The following is a 17,835-nucleotide window of genomic DNA, read 5'->3' as shown; positions in this document are numbered from 1 at the left end:
TCTATATCCTTGAGCGGCTACGATCCTATTCGCCTTTTCGATGCTCATATCGCAGGCGCTCGACATACCCTGGAGAGCGCCGAGGGCTCGCTCATATTCCGGGAGATTGGTGCAGCCTGGTGAAGTCCAAGCCCAAGCAGGAGCCGGTCCTACCAGCCCGGCGACAAGAGCGGTAACCGCTAAGCTTGTCTTGAACCTCACAGCCAACTCTCCGCCATTTCCCTCATCTTATAACAGTGGCCAGAGGGCCAACGATCCCACCTTTGTTACGCGGCCGGAGCCTTCAGGTGAGGTGGAGATCGGAGCCGTCTCCGAGCAGGTTGCATCAGCGGGTAACCCTCGCGGAGAACGCCATGAACACCGCCTTCATCCTCATGCCGCAGTACGGACCCCGTGCGGTGATCCGGCTGGATCTCCTGCGCCGGAACCAAGCCCGACGCACGGCGCCAGGATCCTCATTCATGAACAATTGGTTGCGGGCATATCGCAGATGCAATCCATATCGCAGATGATGTGCGAAGCAGGAGTAGAATTACGGGACCATATCGATCCAAGTTAGGCTATGGGCAGCCGATCAATGCTACATTCAGATCCAGATTAGCTGATTTATAGAAGTTGCATTTGTGTCCATTTACAATCTGCGCTGCTCGCTTCTCCGCGGCACCCCCATCGCGCTTGTGGCAGCGTTGCTGGCACTCGGGTCAGCTCAAGCCAGCCTCTCCAGCGCCATCAGCATCGTGCTGCAGAAGGGCCGGCACTACGATCCCACCGACCTGTTCCTGCGTAAGGGTGACACCATCACCCTCGTCAACGGCGACGATAACTCCGTCCACCACGCCTTCATTGAGGCGGACAGGTTCGCGTTCGATGCCGGCGACCAGGAGCCCGGCAAGCACGCGACCCTGACGCTCAAGGAGCCCGGCGACTTCATCATTCAGTGCGGCATCCACCCGAAGATGAAGCTCACCATCCACGTTCAGTGACATGGGCACTGCCGTCAGCGCGGTCCCTTCAGATCACCGGCCAGCTGCCCTGTATGATCGCGGTCCCGAACAGGACCTCGTGGCCGAGATAGTAAAGCGCCAGGAAGGCCGCCAGCGCACCTCCGAACCAAGCCGGCGCAGCCACGACGTCGCGGATCCGCACGGCACGCCGGGCGTCATCAGCGGCAATCCCGAGCAGTACGACGATGATGCCAGAGTGTCCGATCGCGTCCACCTTGCCGAACTCGAACACGGCCGAGATGAAGATCCCCGTCAGGATCAGCGCCGCCACGCGCCGCACCAGCGGCGTCCAGATCAGCGAGAAGGCGAGAGTGAACTCGATCACGCCTGCCGACTGCATGAACAACTCGGGCGAGGCGCCCATGGTCATCTGCGGCTTGGCGGCCAGCAACGGGGCGGTCCATTCTGGGTAGGCCCACTTCTCCACGGACGCCCACATCAGCGTGACGGCAGCGGCATAGCGCACGAGGTCGAGTGGACGCAGGCCGAGCGGGCTGATGCCGAGGCCGCTCAGGACGAGGTAGGCGGCCACGCCGAGGAACACGGGATAGTCGGCCAGGTGGAAGAAGCCGTACTGGGCTGTGGCGAACCCGTAGAGGAAGGCGATGCCGAGGCCGGTGAGCGGCATGGTCCGGCGCCAGATCAGGCAGGTGGCCATGGCGAGCTGCAGCCAGGAGATCCAGCTGGCGTCGGTTTTCAACTCAGGCGTCAGGATTATGCCGCCGAGCCCCCATAGCGAGACCAGGAAGAAGCCCAGCGTGCAGCGGACCAGCAGTTCGGTGTCCGTGCGGATGCGGGAAGTGACGCGATCCAGAGCGTTGAGCAAAGCCGTCCCGAGTGGGGTACCCTCGGCCAGGCAGCCGACCATCAGGCAGACCAGGGCGAGGCCGGTTAGCCACTCGAAGTCGGTGCAGAGCACCTGTTCGAGGCCGCGCGGCTGCCCGGCGACGTCGTAGGTGCAGAACCACTTCACGTGTGCGCTGGCCGAGCCTGTCCCAGCCAGGAGGAGCAACGGCGGCGCGGCGAAGCTCGCAAGCGTGCGCATCCCCAGGCGAAGCGAGAGCCTGGGCGCCGAAAACCGAACCATGATGACCTCGGAGGACGCCGCGAGCCCTAACTCGCCTACGCATTTCCTCACAAATTGCTGCATCGCGTCAACGAGCGATTAACCTTTGTTATGAAATGGTTAACGGCGTTGATTGAGAGCAAAGAAGCGCGCCATATGGTAATCGTGTCCGATTGTTGAGCCTTCGTCTGGCGGCTACAGGTTGGCAGGCCCGCGGCGAACCCTTGCAGGGTCGCGACCGCAGCCTGATGGCGGGGCTCATGTGAGCCGTCTTGGTGTCAATCGTCGCTGCTGTAAGCGGCTCGTTCACAGGTATCCCTTAGAGGCAGTTCTCGGAAGAACCGGCTTAGGATTTGCGAATAGACTGCTTTTGGTCCCGATTGGCTCACTAAACAGAGAGTGCGCTTCGAGACAGATGCCTGTCACCATCGACGTATCCGGGCTATCCACGCCCCTTGCGCTAATCATGCGGCCTTGGGGTGGCGTTCTGGAAACTGCATTGCCCGGCATGGGCGAGAACGTGCGGGTGACGGCGGAGAATGCCTCTGTGAGCCTTTGGCGCCGCGTCGTCATGCTACCACCGATCGAACGGTGTCTCGCGGCAGCAATGTCTACCTCGGCGATTTTGGCTGTCGAGCTGGACAAGGAAAACGCGGTTGCGTCCGAAGCCCGATCTGATGCTCTGCGCGCGCTCGAAACTTTGATCGTGCTGCTGTGTGAAGCGCGACCGAACGCGCGAGCGCAGGGGCTGGGGCTCGGCTGGTAGGCGAGGAGCGTAGGGGCGGCTTCAAACGACAACGGCGCAGCAACCTGGGAAGGCGCTGCGCCGCAGGATCGGGCCGCCGAGGGGGCGATGACGGCCGTGAGGGATGAATACGCCTAGCTCAGCTTCCGCGAGGTGTGCCCGAGCACATACCGCCCGCATGTGGCCCGGCGGTGACACGCGTCGCTTCGCCAGAAGATGCCCGATCCACCGCTCCCCTACAGAGATGTCAGCCGCAGTCCCCATGCTTTGAGATCCGCGGTGTCCACCGGACCATCGCGCGAGACGGCCAGCTCAGCCCGGGGGATTTGGTCGAGGGCTATTTGGTCGAGCGGCCCGTCCTGCGCGGAAAGGCACCCGCCGAGCAGCAGCGCGAGCGAGCCCGCCATGAAAAGCACGCGCAGAGATCGGATTAGAGGGCCGGCGGTGCTCACGAGATCATTCAATCAGGACAGTTGCACCCGCACTCAGGCCGCTGCCCGTTGATCGACCGGAAGCAGAGCTTGGCTTGCCTGCTCGATCCGCTTCAGCCAGTCCTCGGCAGCTTCAGCCCGCGCTTCGGCAGCGTGCGCCCGCGCCTCCATGGTCTGCAGTTGCGCCGCCGCCTCAGCCTGGAGATCCCGGACGCGCGTCTCAACCTGACCTTGAAGCTCCTCAATCTTCGTGTCCGCCTGCGCCCGGACCTCGCGCAGCAGGACTTCGAAAGCGCGGACTTGCTGCTGCGTACGCTTCAGCTCCTCAAGCAACGCGGCCTGCCCCGCAGCCTGTTCGCGCAGACGTGCCTCCTGTTGCTGAGAGGCGCTCTTGGCCGCGGTGAGAGTGTCAAGCACGCCCGTCCAATCCGATGCGGCCCGAGAGGGCGGGACAGCGAAGGTGTTATCTGCCGTGCCGGCAGTCACAGAAGCTCCCGTCGGGATCGCTGCCGTCGACGGTCGGCCCTGGCCATCCGGGCGGTTCGCGATGATCTGCGCATCGAGGTCGGCCCAGAAGGCCTCGTCCATCCCCGCCATCTCTAGTCCCTTTTCCTGGATCTGTCCTGAAGAGGTCGTTGTGACAGCGCTGCTACGCGCCCAGCGTACCAGTCTTCTGCGGAGCGGCGCGCTCAACCACAAATTCGGACTCGATCGCCTCGGAAATCTGCTGCAGCCACCTCTCGGCTGCTGCGGCACGTTCCTCGGCAGCCCGCGCTCGCGCCTCGGCCTCTTGGGCGCGCTGCTCAGCGGTGCGAACCTTGGCGTCGGCATCCCGCAAGTCGGCGCGCACCTGCTCCAACACTTCCTGGACGCGCAGCTCGTACTCCTGCGTGCGGTCCTCTACCTCCCGGATGTACTGGGCCGCCCCGCGCACCCGCTCCAGCACACCCGTCCACTTCGCTGAGGCCGTCTCTGCCGAAGGACGCGCTGACGACTGGCCAGCGGCAACCGAGGCCAAGACCACAACCTTCTGAGGCGATGCCGCTGCGACTTCGTCCCAGGCGGCCGCGGATGTCAGCTCGCTCGTGTGCGGCTGATCTGACGGGATCTGTCCTGATTGTTCCATGGTCGGTCCTAGGTGCAAGTCTCGCCGCTTCAGGCCGATGCCCTGACAGGGCTCATGTGGCCACCAAGCAGCAGAGCCTTGGCGGCCGCGTCGATGCGTTGCAGCCATCGCTCAGCCGTGTCCGCCCTGAGGTCGGCAACCCGCACCTGCTCCTCGGCCGCTCTTACCCAGGTCTCCGACTCGGCTCGAAGCGTCCGCACCCGCGCCTCCGCCTCGGCACGGATCTCCTGAACCTGCGCATCTGCATCTGCCTGAACCATTTGCAGACGGATGTCGGCACGCGTTTGGATCTCGTGAGCGCGCATCTCGGAGAGCTGGAGGCGCTGCCGTGTCTCCTTCAGTTCCCGCTGCAAAGCTTCGAGCGCGGCTTCGTGTGACACGCTCTGCTCCCTGAGGCGCTTCTTCTGCTCGTCGGCGAGACCGACCATGCCGTTGATGATGTCGAGCGTGCTCATCCAGTCTGACACACCGTCGACCTCCGGCTCAGAGTGGACCGGTACCGATACGGCATCGTTGGCCGCTTCATCTGGCAGGACCGGCGCAGGATCATTGCCGGCAGCCTTTGTCTCCGAGCACAGGGCTGGCGCTTCCGATGTGCTGAACGAGGGCTTCAGCCTCAACACCTCGGCAGTCGGCCTCTCGACGATCTTATCGAGACTTTCCGCGACCTGCGTCAGGATATGGGACCAGGAGGCTGTTGGGGCCGCGACCATGCTGATTTTGCCCTGCCGGGGAGGGAATAAGTCCTGACAGAGCCTCGGACATGGTTAATGAGCCGTTAATCGGCCCCGCTTTGCTAAGAATTTATAAGCTATTCCTAATCGAAATTAATTACTGGCTGTTTGGGCGCCTTACTCGACGGGTGCCAGCGCCGCGCGGCCGGCTGCAGGTATAAGGTCGCCTCCGCGAGAAAGGCCCAGAACTTCAGGTCCGACCGATCCATTTCCAATACGCGGTTGGCCCTACCGCTACGCTTTCTTCATGACAGGTGGCACAGTGCGGCCCTATGCCGATCCGGCCCGAGCACCGCTTCTTCTACCCCATCGACTGGCCGCAGCTCTCGGCCGTGATCCGGTTCGGCCGGGCGAAAGGCTGCTGTGAGGGCTGCGGGCGACCGCACGGGCGGATGATCTACCACTTCGGTGATGGCCGCTGGTGGGACGCTGAAGCCGGCCGCTGGCGAGACGGTTGGGGCAGGCGGATCCGGATCGCAACAGAAGCCGACATCCTCGGTCACGTGCGCCGGACCCGCGTCGTTCTGGCCGCCGCCCATCGGGATCACGACACCTCGAACAACACGGCTGCCAACCTCGCGGCCTTCTGCCAGAGGTGCCACATGATCCACGACCGGCCGGAGCATCAGCGGCGACGCTGGCACACGCTGTTCCGGAGGAAGGCGCTCGGTGACCTGTTCGGCGGGCCCTACGCATAGCTGGCAGAGTCGGCGTCACCTCTGACCGGCAGAAATCCTGCGTTTACGTACCTGTGGTGTCCTCTGCGCGGTATCGGAGGTCAGCATGCGTAAGTCTCTTCTGCGGACCGGCGGCACAGCTGCCGTGGCTGCCCTCGTCCTGTGCGGCGCCCAGCCAGCTGCCCAAGCCCGTGATGGCATCGGAGTTGGTGGTGCTGTGGCCCTCGGCGCTCTCGGTGGCGTCGTGGCCGGCAGCGCCATCGCCTCGGCCAACAACGGCTACTACCCGGGCCGGCCGGTCTACGTCGCACCCCCGCCTGCCTATGTCGAGGAAGTCTGCCACGTCGAGCGGCGCGGCTTCATCGACGCCTACGGCGTTGAGCACATCCGGCGCGTGCGCGTCTGCGAGTAGTTCAACACCGCCCCGGTGCAGCTGCCGTTCGCTTTTCGTACCCGCTGTTGCGGCGGCGCGGCAGCCGGTGCCCAACGGCTCAGCTACGGTGCAGGCGTCTCCTTGAGGCGCCTCCATGCTGATCCCCAAGCTCACTGTCCGCCGTTGCATGCTGCTCGGTCTCATGCTCGCCGGCCTGATCACGCTGGCGGATGGCGTGGCCCGCCATGAGCTGCAAAGAGCCACTAGCGAGATGGCCTTTGCGGTGGCCGCCGTCTCCAATGAATAGCCGGGCGGTGCAGCTTCAAGGCTTGGCCCTGCTCCTTACGCTTGCGGGTACCGTGCCGGTCTCGGCCCTGGCGGCCGAGCCGGCCGACCTGCCTGCGCTGGAACGGGCGTGGCACGGGTGCGTGCGCGAGGCCTACGACAGCCAGCAGGACCGCGGCAGCCGACCCGGCCGGGAGCGCAACGCTCTGGACGGGTGCAAGCCCCACGAGGACCGGTACGTGGCCGCTCTGATGGCAACCCACCCAGATGCCGATCTGCCGCTGGGTGGCTGGGCGCGGACCTGGGCAGCGTACGTGTCGTTCGTGGTGGATCCAGTGAGGGCCTGGATCGAGGCGTTGCGGCGCTGATCCGCGCCGCAGGAACGGGTCATGCAAGCGGCTGTTGGCCTTCCGACATTATCGGAAGCGCAGCAGATGGAGTGTGCTGCGCTTCTCGGGAGCGGAGACCATGATGCGTCAGCTCGTCCACCTCGGCGTGGTGCTCGCCTTCTGCGCCATGCCTGCCGTAGGTCAAACTGCCGACCAGCAGAACCCGCAATCTGTGAAGGTCGAGAAGGGCTGGGCCGGAACGCTCGACGGCACATGGAACTGGCGGTTGCCGGACACGCCAAACGGTCTGCATCCGACCCAGAGCTGGCACGCTACGGGCTCAGCGCCCGATGGTGACATTTACGTCGGCGGCATGGATCACAAGACAAACGCTGCTCTCTACCGCATCGACGCGCGGGCGGGCACACTGCGCCACGTCGGTGATGCGCGTTCCGCCTCCGAGGCCGCCCATAACTGGCTGCCCGGCGAGACCGCGCAGAAGTTCCACACCCGGCCGCTCTGGCACAACGGCAAGATCTACGTCGCGACCATGGACCGCTCGGACCTTAACCCGGGCTACCTCGATCGGCGCGGCTTTCACTGGTACGCCTACGATCCAGCCCACGACAGCTTCACAGACCTGAGCGCGTCCGAGCCCGGCGGGACCGCAGTGCCCCACGGCAACCTCGTCACCCTCGCCTCCGACTCAATCCATAACGTCATCTACGGCGCGGGCGTGCCGACAGGGGCGATCTACCGATACGACGTCGCCAGCGGGCGCACCCAGGATCTCGGCCGCCCAGCCTCATACAAGCAGCCCTACGTCTACACGGGGCGGGTGATGTGGGTGGACGCACGCGGCCGCCTCTACTTCACAGCTAGCAACTGGGACGAGCCCGCCGTGCACGACCACGTGCACTACTACGACCCGGAGACCGGCTTTGGCGAGGAGAAGGACTGGCTGCTGAAGGACGGCATGGCCCTGGAGACGGGCCAGTGCATGGAAGGCGGCAAATGGTGCGTGTTCGGCGACGACCGCGGCCATGTCTACCGCTTCGATCAAGACGCGCATACGTGGACTTATCTGGGCCAAGTGGAAACGGGTAAAAAGGCCGGGTGGGATGGTGTGGAGTTCTGGCTCTTTGCTGTGGCGCCGGGCGGCAAGAGCGTTTACGTCGCCACCAGCACCTCGCCGCGGCCAAGCGCCGACACAGCGCTCTACGAATTTGACCTTGCGAGCGGTCGAACGCAGCGGATCTGTGCCCTAGCCGAGCTCGATCCGGCGCTCGCGCACAGCCACGTCCATACCGGGTACAACGCCTGGGATGCGCAAGGGCGCTTCTACTTCGCGAGCTTCGGCTACTCCGACGACCAATCCGTGCTCGTGACCCGGATCGACCCAGCGCGCCTTAAAACGGCACTAGGCCGTCGTGCAGAGACAAAGGGCGATACAGATGCCGGTAAGTAAATAATCCAGTTCATGCGCCGGCTCGAGGTTGACTACGACGCCGCTCGGCAACGGGGCGAGATCAGGTCCAACGGTGAGCGGAGCTTCTCCGCGCCGGAAAAGATGAGCGGCGCAGAGCTGATTTCGCCGAAGGCGATCCACGAGGCCCAACAGCTGCGCGACGCGGAGGTGATCTTTCTCACTCCATGCGGCTAAACCGCGGCCTATACAGACTCGCTACGGGACGTGCTCGAGTCCTGGGTTGATGATTGATGGTCAAACCAAGGAGTGGCCGTAATGAGGGTTTATCAAGTCCGGCAGAGCGTCACCGGGACAATCCTCTGGACCGGCTCGGCGACGGATCCGCTGGGCGCCCTGGATGCCATGGCGCATGAGGCCGGGTACTACGACCACAGCGACATCCCGGAACACCTCCGGGCCGGTGGCCTCCACGTCGAGGAAATCCGGGGCTAGAGCGTTTTCGGAATGAGCTGAGTCGGACTGTTGGGGTTCACGCAGGGCATTTGGGCTGATTCATTGCGCGCTTCCTGTGAGGAGCACGTCATGGGCCGACCCTACAGCCAGGATCTGCGTGAGCGGGTGGTGGACGCCGCAGGCGCGACGTCGCGCCGGCAAGCGGCCAAGCGCTTCGGGGTGGGGGCTGCGACCGCGATCCGCTGGATGGCGGCGCTGGCCACGACCGGGACGGTGGCGGCCCGTCCGCAAGGTCGGGCACGCCGCTCCAAGCTCGATCCGCACGAGGCGTTCCTGCGCGCCCTGATCGCCGAGCGGGATGACGTCACCCTGGAGGAGATGCGGGTCCGCCTGCGGGAGGAGCGCGCTCTCCCAGTCGGGCTGGGCACGCTGTGGAGCTTCCTCGACGCGCGCGGCCTGACATACAAAAAGACAGCTCACGCCACGGAGCAGGACCGCCCGGACGTGAAGGCCGCCCGCGAGGCGTGGTTCCAGGACCAGCCCGACCTCGACCCCGCCCGCCTCGTGTTCCTTGACGAGACTTGGACCTCGACCAACATGGCCCGCACCCGCGGGCGTGCCCCGCGCGGCGAACGGCTTCGTTCGGGCGTGCCGCACGGTCATTGGAAGACCACAACCTTCGTGGCAGGCCTGCGCCTGTCGGGTCTCTCGGCGCCGTTCGTGCTGGACGGGCCGATCAACCGCGACGCCTTCCAGACTTACGTCGAGCGCGTGCTGGTGCCCGAACTCACTCCCGGCGACACCGTCGTGATGGACAACCTCGGCAGCCATAAAGGGCCGGCCGTGCGCGCGGCTATCGAGGCGGCCGGCGCGCGGCTGCTCTTCCTCCCGCCCTACTCGCCCGACTTCAACCCGATCGAAATGGCCTTCTCCAAGCTCAAGGCGCTGCTGCGCAAGGCCGCTGAGCGCACCGTCGAGGGATTATGGACAGCCATCGGCCAGCTCATCGACACCATCACACCTGACGAATGTGCCAACTTCTTCAGAGCCGCAGGATATGAGCCAGATTAAATCGAAAACGCTCTAACGCGTCGAGACCGCAACCCGCTGTCTTATCCGCCAACCGCCAAGGCGTTCGTCGCCAGCCGATTGACCAAGGCGTCCCGTTTTGCCTGACGGAGCACGATGCGCGCCGCTGCACGGGCATGGGTTGCACGCAGCCCGCCGTGCGGTTGGCCATCGCGTAGAGCGCGCCATGCCATGGCACGAAACCATCGCACATTGCCGAGAGCCACGGCACGACGATCGAGAGCCAGCCCGCGTCCGCGCGGGTCGGCCAAAACTTCGGGCTGCATTGAAGTCAATCCTGGGCGGCAGAGATACGCCCGCCCGCACACTAATACCGAAATGCCACACCTGTCTCTGTGGAGCAGTACTGATTTTGAAGGAGGAACGGCAGTGCTGACGCTGCGCCGTGCTGATGCTCCTGCAGGACGAGGAATGGGCGCAGTGGTCAGATTGCGAGATCGGCCGCCAGTGCGCCGTGGATGGAAAAACGGTCACGCGGCTGCGCGAGGAGCTTGGCCAGCATCATCTGCGGATTTCCGCAGACGCGCCCCGCACGGTCGAGCGCGGCGGTACCGTCTACCCGATGAAGCTAAGGCAGCTCCCGGCCGAGCTAGCGACTGCGGCTCAGCCGCCGCCGATCCCGGTAGTGACTTTGCCGGTGCCTTTGCATTCGGGGCAGCTCTCGCCGTCGAGCTTGCCCGTGCCGCTGCAGGCCGGGCACAGGTTCTCGCCGGTCCCAGGTGTGCCCGGAGGTGCCTCGTCACCCGGCTTGGTGGGATCTGTGTCGCCCATCGGTTCCTTCCTTTGTGGGAGGAAACCGGGGGACTCAGACACCGTTCCTGCCCTCGCACGCATGCGCGGGCGGACTGCCCGTAGCTGTTAGCCGGCGCCGTGACCGCCCTTGGCGTTGTCGGGCCTGGGCATGTCCGGCCGGTTGTCGTAGCCGCCGCTCTCCGGTCCCTCGCCGGCATCGGGCTCCGGGCTGCCGGGCGAGTGCGGGCCGCTGCCGCCGGCTTCCGGCGTGATGTTCTTGTTCTCCCGCTTCGCTGGGGCCGGCGGTACCGTCCCGAACGCCTCGCGCGCCGCGTCTACGTCCTGACCCATGCTGGCCTCCCCAGATGCTGTGAGGAGCCAAGGCATGGGGGTTAGGCAAGTTCCCGGCGAAGGCCTTTAGTCCGTCAGTACAGCGATGAGCGAGAACGATGTGGCAAGCACGAACGTGCCTGCCACGAGGAACGAGATCAGTAACATAGGGGAACCTTGGGATGCCGAACGGCTATGCTCTCTCAATGCCGCGGGCCCGGTCTCGGTTGCTACTCAGTTGTGCATAGCCGCTCAGCTCTTGCAGCCCTACTGGAACATGGCCGCAATACAGGGGCGTCAATCTCCACCACCATCATCGCCAGCGTGGTCGCCGGCGTCCAGCAGCCACTCGAGCAGGTCGGCGCCAACGTCGCCGGTCGCCTCCCCGCAGGGCTTGCTCAACGGCTTCTGCGGGTGCTGCGCCCGCACCTCGGCGAACAGCTCGCGGGCGAGCCGGTCCAGCGCATCGTCGGACAGCACACGCTCTCGCCCGGCCGGCATAACCGCACTCCTTGTTGAGCACCGGCCCCTCGGCCCCGCCCCGATCTGATCACGGGGCAGGGGAGGGTCCGATCTCACCAGCGTGTGAGCCGAGCCGACACGCAACGCGGCCCGACAGCATCATGCTGTGGGCGGGTTAGCGGGCCGTCAGCGGGGCCGGTTTGGGGCTGTGCCGGAACAGGCCGCGGAGGAACCGGAAGGGCAGCCGGAGCAGCTTGTAGACGGCGTGGGCGGCCATAACGGCGAGGACGGTCAGCAGAGCCAGGATCGTGTTCAGCACGCAGGGTACTCCTGACGGCTCGATACCCGGCGGGCCGCCCCCGCCATTGCCCGCAGGAGGCGCGCCGATCGCGGCGGCAGTGTGATGCGGGCCGAGCGGTCCCAGGGCTCGTACTAGGGTATGTTCAGCCGGCATCCTCGCCGTTCTGTTTTGCTAATGGGCTCTTGATCCGAAGGCGGCATCGTCGGCGCTCGCGACCACGCCAAGCCCGGCCGGGACTTGGCCGCACTCGGAGCATCGGAAGCGCCGGGCCACATCAACGACATCCTCAACCGCCTCGGCGTTGAGCTGGTCCCAGGTCGCCGCTGTCGAGACCCGGCAGGTCGGGCAGCATGGGATGCGGAGGCCGCGGTAGCCGGAGTTGAACCACTCGGCGACGGTGCGAGGAGGTATTGCGGAATAGGCCATGATTGAGGGCGCGTGAGAGCTGCGAGCCCCGGCCCTACTCCTTGCGTGCCACCGTTGAACGACGGTTCGATGACAAGCGGCTGATCGGGTTAGGCTTTCAGGCTCTCAGAGTCCCGAAATCGGCTTCTGGACTCAGGGTGTCAGTGAGCAACGGCGAGGTAAGCGGCCTTGGCAACCTGCCAAGCGGCCTTGAGAGCGGAGGACATCGCCTCGCGGCGGGAGACGCCGCAGCGCTCCATGATGCCGGAGACGGCGGCGCAGGCGGCGGCCATTATGGCGGCGCGGTCGTACCGTCCAGCGGTGGCGAGGGGGCGGGTGCGAGCCGAGAACTGGATGAGAGCACGGGCGCCGAGCATACCGGCCGGGATCGTGGTGCGGGCGTCGCGGCCCGCGCGGTCGATGCGGGTCCACGAGACGGTGCGGTGGGACATAGGCTTGGCCCTCAGAGAGGCGTCTGATACACTTGAGGCGTAATGCGAATGGCCCGAGGTGTCAACACCTGAGGGGTGTCGCGATACCTCTGAGGTGTATTTGTGTTGACGGCTGAGCAGCTACGCGCCGCGCGAGCACTGATCCGGTGGGAGCAATCGACCGTGGCCGAGAAGGCTGGGGTATCGGTTGAGACGGTGAAGCGGTTGGAGAAGTTGGACGGCCCACTGCTGTCCACCAAATCGGCCACGCTCCACGCGCTAGAAGCCGCGTTTCGGGCGGCCGGCGTGGAGTTCACCAATGGTGGAGAGCCGGGCGTGAAGCTGCGGCGAAAGGATCCGGCGTGAGCACCGCAGCCGGGGCGCCCGAGCGCCTGACCGAGGTCCGCCGCCTCACCGAAGCGCTTATCGATCAGGTGCTCGAAGCACAGATCGCGGGTCGTCCGGTTCCCGAGGAGCAGAGCACCGCCTTGATCAAGGCCGCCTTCTTTCTCCGGGACTGCAATCTTCCTTGGTGGCCGATGCTAGCCCAAGCGCTGCATGGTCTGGGCCGTGACACTGACCAGGTGGCAGATAACACCGCCGAAGCAGAGGCTCTGCAGGACGCAGACCTAGAAGGGCTGGCACGCTTCTTCGCGGGCTTCCGCAAGAAGGACCAGTCGTGACATCCGGCCTGGAGTTCATGCCCGAGAACGGGGGCGGAGCCAGCATCCGGTTCCGGGAGCGGTAGGCATAGAAGCGGTCAGCTCGTACGACTGAGCACCTGTTGGCGAAGGGCTGTCTGAAATGAGCGATCCCGAGCCCGACTCTGTCTTCCGCAAGCGCCTGCTGCGCGTCCTCACCGAAGCAGACCGGCAGGTCGCAATGGTGGTGAGCGGGGACCAGCTCGACGATCTCGGCCGCAAGTACGACCGGTTCAGAACAGGCGTGCCGCTGAAAGGCCTTGAGGAAGGTAGCCGCGCCACTTCGGGTCTGCCCAAGGGGTGGTGGAGGAAGCGCTGAGGGCGAAGTGATCCCGAAAGTGCCATTCGGGCGTGCTTCAAGGGCAATCCGAGATCCCGTAGTTCCTTCTTAAAGCAGGTGGGGCCCGGACGTGAGCGAGTTGCACAAGCTGTTGGATGATGCGTGGCTGGGACCGATGGACAAGCCGAAGCACGAGCCAGGCACCGGCACTGAGACCGGTCGGGGCGATCCCGTGCGGAGCAATTCGTCGGTGAGCGAGCCGATAGAAGCTCCGACACGGCATTCATTGTCGCAGGATTGGGGTGCGCTCATCCACCAGGTGCAAGCGGCCGGGCGGCGATCGCGCGAGGCGCAGACGCAGGTCCGCGAGCAGGAGTTGCGGGTCGGGCTGATCCTGGAAGAGGTACGTGAAGATACCAGCGCCGCGAACGAGCGTGCTCGGCTCGCAGAGCTCAAAGCCCAAGAAATACAAATACGAGCGGAGGCCCAGATCCTGGCCGCCGAGGAGCGAGCCAAGGCTGCCGAAGCACGCGCACGGGCAGCTGAGGAACGCGCTCAGCATGCGGAACATTGGTTAGCGCGCGTCCACGAAACTCTTTCGGACGAGTTCAGGGATCTTACGGAACAGCCTGCCTAATAAGTGCTGCTGCGGATCGTGTTGGTCTCGGCATTCAGGGCAAGCGGGTCTGACCCCATCCCCCGTCTCGTGGAAGAGGCGCTGACGGCGTTCAGTTCGCCAGATATGCCTGGGCGCTACGTACTCTGCCGGCGCGACCATAAGGACCGCGAGATTGCGCCGAACTTGCATGAGGAGGATCAAAGACGACGCGGATGGTCATGTTGGTACGGCCGGGCGGCATTAACGTAGCGGAAAGAGGCGGATGTTGCGCTCACCACCTGTATCGTCAGTCCTCCTGCTCGTGTCGTTTTCTCTTTTCGTGCCATCAATTTGCGAGGCTAGGCCGAAGCGGATCAAACTTCCCATGCTGGAAGTGCCGGATGATCTAGGCAAGCCATCCGGGCGGCTGCAGCCCTTCGACCGATCTACTTTGCTGGGAAAGCCTATCGAACTCTCCAATGCCGATGATCGACGCCTCTATGCGCGGGAGCAGGTCATTTGGGGTCGGTTGAGCGGCTCACTTTGCACCGGTTGCGGTGAGACCCGACGCGTCCGGAAGGTTAACTACGTCGATCCGGTTGCCGTCCTGAACGCGAAACCTAGAGCCTTTGTTGCCGCTTCTGTGCCTGCTCATGTGGTAAAGCCGGAGCATGCTGCACGGGTGAGAATTGCTCATCGACGACGACATAATTCAATCTTGTATTCTTATTATGGCCGGCTTCGATTTTCTGTTGTTTTGAAATGGCGCAGACATCACCGCACCCGAACGCGGGCGGCTAATAGCAGTTGGACTCCAGGCGCTTAGTACTGCTAGGGTTCGGCTAAGCAATCGCACTCTGCGCGTTCTCCAGCGCCAGCGAGTGCATCCGGCCGAATGTGCCCGGCGGCTATCCTATCGAGATGCGTCACGTACCTGCGGCATCAGGCGTCTGTCATAGGTAGATCCGGGCCGTCCTCTGAGGGCGTGCCGTCGTAGCCTTCCAACCACGCCTTCCGCTGGGGCGAGTTGGCCGGATAAGGGCAGGCATCTTTCGGCCGTCCGGCGGCACGGGCGCGAGCCCCTTCCGAGACGGCATTCAGGGTCGGCGACTGGCGTAGATCCATGACACACGCTCTTAGCTGAGGGAGCCTGTCTGGATGTAAAACCTGCCGAGCGTCTGTGAGGATCCTCTCACGCTTGCCCGCTGTTGGCCGCCGTCGCGTAGGCTTGGCGCTGGCCTCGCGATTGTCATCTAGCCGGCCTATGCAGGACGCCTCGCAGGAGGGTCTATGGGTTACATCATCGCTGGCGCGAACCTCGCCAACACAAAGCGGCCGAGCGTCGTCCATCAGGCTGAGACAGCGGCCAAAGCGCTTGAGAGAGTGCAGGAACTAGAGAGACGGGTACCACGTGCGCACGTCCACCGCTAAGGGCGAGGATTTATCGATCCCTAACCTCGCGGCCCGCATCTCGCTCGGCGAGGTTGGCTGAGGCGCACAAGAAAGCCCGCGCCGGCGGACCGGGCGGGCCGAGTCTAGGGAGGAACGCCGGGATCGCTCCCGAGCGCGTAGGCTGAACGTCGCGCCGAATGGTTAATAAAAAATTAGCTCCGCGCGGCGCCGCCGGCGGGGCTGAGGCTCAATCCGCCTTCGCCATCTGACGCCCGTGGTTCTGCACGATCGGCCCCGCCCCGATCTGCTCACGGGGCGGGGAATTGTCCGATCTCACCAGCGTGTGAGTGAAGGCGCCTCAGGACGCCGCTTCGTCCAGCCTGGATGCGGTGAAGGTCAGCGTCCCCGTGTATACCCGGCTGCCCTCTTCATCGCGGACGGTCACCGTAACGGCTTGGTTGTCGCCGTCGCCTGAGGTGATCAGCTCCGCGACATCGGACAGGCTTGCCATGACCCGGTCACGAGCGGCTTCAACGTTCTCGCATTCAAGACCTTCCTCGTCGCGCTGGAACTCGCCGTCGTGAATGTCGAAGAAGAAGCGAGGCACACGGATCCCCTTGTGTACGTCAGCTGACCGCGGATCGTTCGGAGCCGAGCCAGTGCCACTACGTAGGGATCAAACAAAAGTTGCGACTTGCGCCTAATTGAAGCGGCATTGCGCGTACGAAAAAGTCCACTCCGGGGACTTGGCGGGCTTAGGCAAATTACGAAGCTGAAGAGAGTCGCTGAACCCGGTTGAGGCGCCGCCGGGTTATTCAAGCCACAGTGTATGTCATGATGCCCGAGTAGACGGCACGGTCATCTTCATCCCTTATCAAGATTTTCTGAGCGCGGCTCTCGCCAACCTTGCGTACCTCATCAAGAACAATCTGATAAAGCGCACGCTTGGCATGCTGAACGGCGGTATGCAGGTCGGCGCACTCTAAGCCTTCTTCATCACTAGCATTACGGCTGTCGTTGATGTCGAAGAAATAGCGCGGCATGCCACTCTCCGCTGGCCGGGGCGAAATGACCCGCATCTTGCGGTCGCTGGCGCCCACGTCATCTTGCCAGTGCTGCACTACTCTTGCATGGCCGATAGCTGCGCGCACTCCTTAAATTGCTAAATAATAACAATCTCGGATGTGTGAAAATTGTAATCGCCGAAAAAACCCCGCGCGGCGGTGCCGGCGGGGCTGAATGATCGATCGGCGCGCCGCTCTTAGGTCGGCTGCACCTCGGTATCCTTCACCTCAGGGTCGTTCTCCTCAGGCACGGCAGGCTCGGACTTCGGCGATGGCTCGATCTCATCGAGGCGTGAGGGGTCTTCGATCAATGCGCCGGGGTCCTCTCCCGGCATCGGGGTGTCGGCCTGGATCATGGTATGCGCCTCCGCTGTTTGAAGGCTACGCCTCGCGATCCGGAGCGTTCCGTTGCATGGTGTCAGGTGCAAGCAGCCTTCGGCATGCGTCGCGGCAGAGGTTGCCGGGAGCTGGGATCGTGATCCGGACTGCGGTAGTGGCCCCGCCAGCCTGCGCTCCGCCGCTTCGTGCTGGTGCCGCCGACATAAAGTGAACTCAGCGTGATTTAGCCGATTGTGTTGCCATGGAGAAAGCCATGACAACATTCCGCGTGCTGGTATCTGCCTCAATTCTGAGCTTATTGCCGCTGGGTGCTGTGTTCGCCCAGGCAGACCAGACGGGGACCGGAGGCGGCCCGCTCTCGGCCGAGAAGGCGCCCAACACCACCGTGGTCGGGCAGACGAGGCCACCGAGCCGCAATGCCAGCCCAACCTCGGTCAAGCCCATTGAGCGCCTGACACCTCGTCAGGCCGCAGACGACGCGATCACCACCAGGGTCTGTGTCGGGTGCGGAGGCGGGCCTAGCACTACAGGTTCTCTCCCGGCACCATCTGCTCCTACCAGCTCGCCGGAAAGACGCGACGTGCAACTGGATGAGCTCCGCACTGCGACCGAACCTAAAAAGCAGTCGGACCTCGACACAGTCGCGTTGGCGTCCGCTCACCGTGAGCAAGCGAAGTCGGCTGAGGAGAAGACCAACGGTCTCTGGCAGTCGTGGTTGGTCTCGGTCTGCGATGGCTGCGGCGACCAGAAGCCTGCCAAGGCGCTGAAGGTGGAGGACTGGCCGAACCGCAACGTGCCGATGACGACCGGTTCGGTGGATCAGAAAGCCCCTTCCGTGAAAGCGCACCACAGCGAAGCCAAGCGAGCCGAGGTCCACCATCACGGGAGCCTCGAAGCGGACCTCTCGCCTGAGAACGTCGACGCGATCAGGCGCATGCCGCAGCAGTGATGTAGTTGATCAGGGCGCGAGCGGATCCACCCTCATCCGCCGGGCCGTGAGGAACGGCACCGAACCCCGTCAGCCCGTGATCAGATCGGGCGACGGGGGCTTAGCTTGCG

The 17,835-nt window shown here is 64.3% G+C and carries 29 protein-coding genes; 15 read left to right on the top strand and 14 right to left on the bottom strand.

Going from position 1 to position 17,835, the window contains the following annotated elements:
• Nucleotides 1-623: 623 nt before the first annotated feature.
• Nucleotides 624-983, top strand: coding sequence for a cupredoxin domain-containing protein (locus M6G65_RS22275; protein ID WP_238199290.1), 360 nt, complete (start codon nt 624-626; stop codon nt 981-983).
• A gap of 28 nt (nt 984-1,011) precedes the next feature.
• On the opposite strand, the gene M6G65_RS22270 is transcribed toward M6G65_RS22275, so the two are convergent.
• Nucleotides 1,012-2,049, bottom strand: a complete 1,038-nt coding sequence (locus M6G65_RS22270) for a hypothetical protein (protein ID WP_238199332.1) — start codon at nt 2,047-2,049, stop codon at nt 1,012-1,014.
• A 436-nt stretch (nt 2,050-2,485) separates the two neighbouring features.
• Between M6G65_RS22270 and M6G65_RS22265 the strand changes: the two genes are divergently transcribed.
• Nucleotides 2,486-2,836, top strand: a complete 351-nt coding sequence (locus tag M6G65_RS22265) for a hypothetical protein (protein WP_238199289.1) — start codon at nt 2,486-2,488, stop codon at nt 2,834-2,836.
• A gap of 464 nt (nt 2,837-3,300) precedes the next feature.
• Here the strand turns inward: M6G65_RS22265 and M6G65_RS22260 are convergent, their stop codons facing one another.
• The 3 genes from M6G65_RS22260 to M6G65_RS22250 all read right to left on the bottom strand — a co-directional run bounded on the left by M6G65_RS22260 (nt 3,301) and on the right by M6G65_RS22250 (nt 5,085).
• A complete protein-coding gene (locus M6G65_RS22260; RefSeq protein ID WP_238199288.1) occupies nt 3,301-3,834 on the bottom strand; it encodes a hypothetical protein in 534 nt (177 codons plus the stop codon).
• 61 nt (nt 3,835-3,895) lie between these two features.
• Nucleotides 3,896-4,372 (bottom strand): hypothetical protein, encoded by a 477-nt coding sequence (locus M6G65_RS22255; RefSeq protein ID WP_238199287.1) that lies wholly within the window; start codon nt 4,370-4,372, stop codon nt 3,896-3,898.
• A 29-nt stretch (nt 4,373-4,401) separates the two neighbouring features.
• Nucleotides 4,402-5,085 carry a cell division protein DivIVA gene (locus M6G65_RS22250; protein ID WP_238199286.1) on the bottom strand — a complete coding sequence of 228 codons (684 nt, stop codon included), beginning with the start codon at nt 5,083-5,085 and terminating at the stop codon, nt 4,402-4,404.
• 293 nt (nt 5,086-5,378) lie between these two features.
• Here M6G65_RS22250 and M6G65_RS22245 point away from each other — a divergent pair, with 293 nt between their 5' ends.
• The 8 genes from M6G65_RS22245 (at nt 5,379) to M6G65_RS22210 (ending at nt 9,723) form a co-directional block, all read left to right on the top strand.
• Nucleotides 5,379-5,804 carry a hypothetical protein gene (locus M6G65_RS22245; RefSeq protein WP_238199285.1) on the top strand — a complete coding sequence of 142 codons (426 nt, stop codon included), beginning with the start codon at nt 5,379-5,381 and terminating at the stop codon, nt 5,802-5,804.
• Nucleotides 5,805-5,889: 85 nt separating this feature from the next.
• Entirely contained in the window at nt 5,890-6,195 is a 306-nt protein-coding gene (locus tag M6G65_RS22240) for a hypothetical protein (RefSeq protein WP_238199283.1), read from the top strand.
• Between the two features lie 115 nt (nt 6,196-6,310).
• Nucleotides 6,311-6,463, top strand: coding sequence for a hypothetical protein (locus M6G65_RS22235; RefSeq protein WP_238199282.1), 153 nt, complete (start codon nt 6,311-6,313; stop codon nt 6,461-6,463).
• 22 nt (nt 6,464-6,485) lie between these two features.
• The gene (locus tag M6G65_RS22230; RefSeq protein ID WP_238199281.1) at nt 6,486-6,809 is read left to right on the top strand and encodes a hypothetical protein; all 324 of its coding nucleotides are present in this window, start codon (nt 6,486-6,488) and stop codon (nt 6,807-6,809) included.
• A 100-nt stretch (nt 6,810-6,909) separates the two neighbouring features.
• Nucleotides 6,910-8,238, top strand: coding sequence for a Kelch repeat-containing protein (locus M6G65_RS22225; protein ID WP_238199280.1), 1,329 nt, complete (start codon nt 6,910-6,912; stop codon nt 8,236-8,238).
• Nucleotides 8,239-8,250: 12 nt separating this feature from the next.
• On the top strand, nt 8,251-8,433 hold the full coding sequence (locus tag M6G65_RS22220; RefSeq protein ID WP_238199279.1) for a hypothetical protein: 183 nt from the start codon (nt 8,251-8,253) through the stop codon (nt 8,431-8,433).
• An 81-nt stretch (nt 8,434-8,514) separates the two neighbouring features.
• Nucleotides 8,515-8,691, top strand: a complete 177-nt coding sequence (locus M6G65_RS22215; RefSeq protein ID WP_238199278.1) for a hypothetical protein — start codon at nt 8,515-8,517, stop codon at nt 8,689-8,691.
• A 90-nt stretch (nt 8,692-8,781) separates the two neighbouring features.
• Nucleotides 8,782-9,723, top strand: coding sequence for an IS630 family transposase (locus tag M6G65_RS22210; RefSeq protein WP_250102897.1), 942 nt, complete (start codon nt 8,782-8,784; stop codon nt 9,721-9,723).
• Between the two features lie 621 nt (nt 9,724-10,344).
• Here the strand turns inward: M6G65_RS22210 and M6G65_RS22205 are convergent.
• From M6G65_RS22205 to M6G65_RS22180, 6 genes are all read right to left on the bottom strand, one after another.
• Nucleotides 10,345-10,512, bottom strand: a complete 168-nt coding sequence (locus M6G65_RS22205) for a hypothetical protein (RefSeq protein WP_238200186.1) — start codon at nt 10,510-10,512, stop codon at nt 10,345-10,347.
• 87 nt (nt 10,513-10,599) lie between these two features.
• Nucleotides 10,600-10,824, bottom strand: coding sequence for a hypothetical protein (locus M6G65_RS22200; RefSeq protein WP_238200188.1), 225 nt, complete (start codon nt 10,822-10,824; stop codon nt 10,600-10,602).
• Between the two features lie 276 nt (nt 10,825-11,100).
• Complete coding sequence (locus tag M6G65_RS22195) at nt 11,101-11,283, bottom strand: hypothetical protein (protein WP_238200190.1); 183 nt, start codon at nt 11,281-11,283, stop codon at nt 11,101-11,103.
• A 157-nt stretch (nt 11,284-11,440) separates the two neighbouring features.
• Nucleotides 11,441-11,584 carry a hypothetical protein gene (locus M6G65_RS22190; protein ID WP_238200192.1) on the bottom strand — a complete coding sequence of 48 codons (144 nt, stop codon included), beginning with the start codon at nt 11,582-11,584 and terminating at the stop codon, nt 11,441-11,443.
• A 153-nt stretch (nt 11,585-11,737) separates the two neighbouring features.
• Nucleotides 11,738-11,992 (bottom strand): hypothetical protein, encoded by a 255-nt coding sequence (locus M6G65_RS22185; protein WP_250102896.1) that lies wholly within the window; start codon nt 11,990-11,992, stop codon nt 11,738-11,740.
• 140 nt (nt 11,993-12,132) lie between these two features.
• Complete coding sequence (locus M6G65_RS22180; RefSeq protein WP_238200193.1) at nt 12,133-12,423, bottom strand: hypothetical protein; 291 nt, start codon at nt 12,421-12,423, stop codon at nt 12,133-12,135.
• Nucleotides 12,424-12,585: 162 nt separating this feature from the next.
• On the opposite strand from M6G65_RS22180, the gene M6G65_RS22175 reads away from it, so the two are divergent.
• The 4 genes from M6G65_RS22175 to M6G65_RS22160 all read left to right on the top strand — a co-directional run bounded on the left by M6G65_RS22175 (nt 12,586) and on the right by M6G65_RS22160 (nt 14,020).
• Nucleotides 12,586-12,768 carry a transcriptional regulator gene (locus tag M6G65_RS22175; protein ID WP_347710459.1) on the top strand — a complete coding sequence of 61 codons (183 nt, stop codon included), beginning with the start codon at nt 12,586-12,588 and terminating at the stop codon, nt 12,766-12,768.
• Nucleotides 12,765-13,085 (top strand): hypothetical protein, encoded by a 321-nt coding sequence (locus M6G65_RS22170; RefSeq protein ID WP_238200197.1) that lies wholly within the window; start codon nt 12,765-12,767, stop codon nt 13,083-13,085. Before M6G65_RS22175 ends, M6G65_RS22170 begins: the two co-directional genes overlap by 4 nt.
• A gap of 121 nt (nt 13,086-13,206) precedes the next feature.
• Nucleotides 13,207-13,422, top strand: coding sequence for a hypothetical protein (locus M6G65_RS22165; protein ID WP_238200198.1), 216 nt, complete (start codon nt 13,207-13,209; stop codon nt 13,420-13,422).
• Between the two features lie 91 nt (nt 13,423-13,513).
• A complete protein-coding gene (locus M6G65_RS22160) occupies nt 13,514-14,020 on the top strand; it encodes a hypothetical protein (RefSeq protein ID WP_238200199.1) in 507 nt (168 codons plus the stop codon).
• A gap of 903 nt (nt 14,021-14,923) precedes the next feature.
• Here the strand turns inward: M6G65_RS22160 and M6G65_RS22155 are convergent.
• From M6G65_RS22155 to M6G65_RS22140, 4 genes are all read right to left on the bottom strand, one after another.
• Complete coding sequence (locus M6G65_RS22155; RefSeq protein ID WP_238200200.1) at nt 14,924-15,106, bottom strand: Rmf/CrpP fold protein; 183 nt, start codon at nt 15,104-15,106, stop codon at nt 14,924-14,926.
• A gap of 625 nt (nt 15,107-15,731) precedes the next feature.
• Entirely contained in the window at nt 15,732-15,980 is a 249-nt protein-coding gene (locus M6G65_RS22150; RefSeq protein WP_238200201.1) for a DUF6894 family protein, read from the bottom strand.
• Between the two features lie 208 nt (nt 15,981-16,188).
• Nucleotides 16,189-16,416 (bottom strand): DUF6894 family protein, encoded by a 228-nt coding sequence (locus tag M6G65_RS22145; protein WP_238200202.1) that lies wholly within the window; start codon nt 16,414-16,416, stop codon nt 16,189-16,191.
• Between the two features lie 218 nt (nt 16,417-16,634).
• Nucleotides 16,635-16,793 (bottom strand): hypothetical protein, encoded by a 159-nt coding sequence (locus tag M6G65_RS22140; RefSeq protein ID WP_238200203.1) that lies wholly within the window; start codon nt 16,791-16,793, stop codon nt 16,635-16,637.
• Between the two features lie 224 nt (nt 16,794-17,017).
• On the opposite strand from M6G65_RS22140, the gene M6G65_RS22135 reads away from it, so the two are divergent.
• Nucleotides 17,018-17,725 carry a hypothetical protein gene (locus tag M6G65_RS22135; protein WP_250102895.1) on the top strand — a complete coding sequence of 236 codons (708 nt, stop codon included), beginning with the start codon at nt 17,018-17,020 and terminating at the stop codon, nt 17,723-17,725.
• Nucleotides 17,726-17,835 lie beyond the last annotated feature (110 nt).

Source organism: Methylobacterium tardum, assembly GCF_023546765.1.
Lineage (GTDB): Bacteria > Pseudomonadota > Alphaproteobacteria > Rhizobiales > Beijerinckiaceae > Methylobacterium > Methylobacterium tardum.
This window is presented reverse-complemented; position numbering and strand designations above follow the sequence as displayed.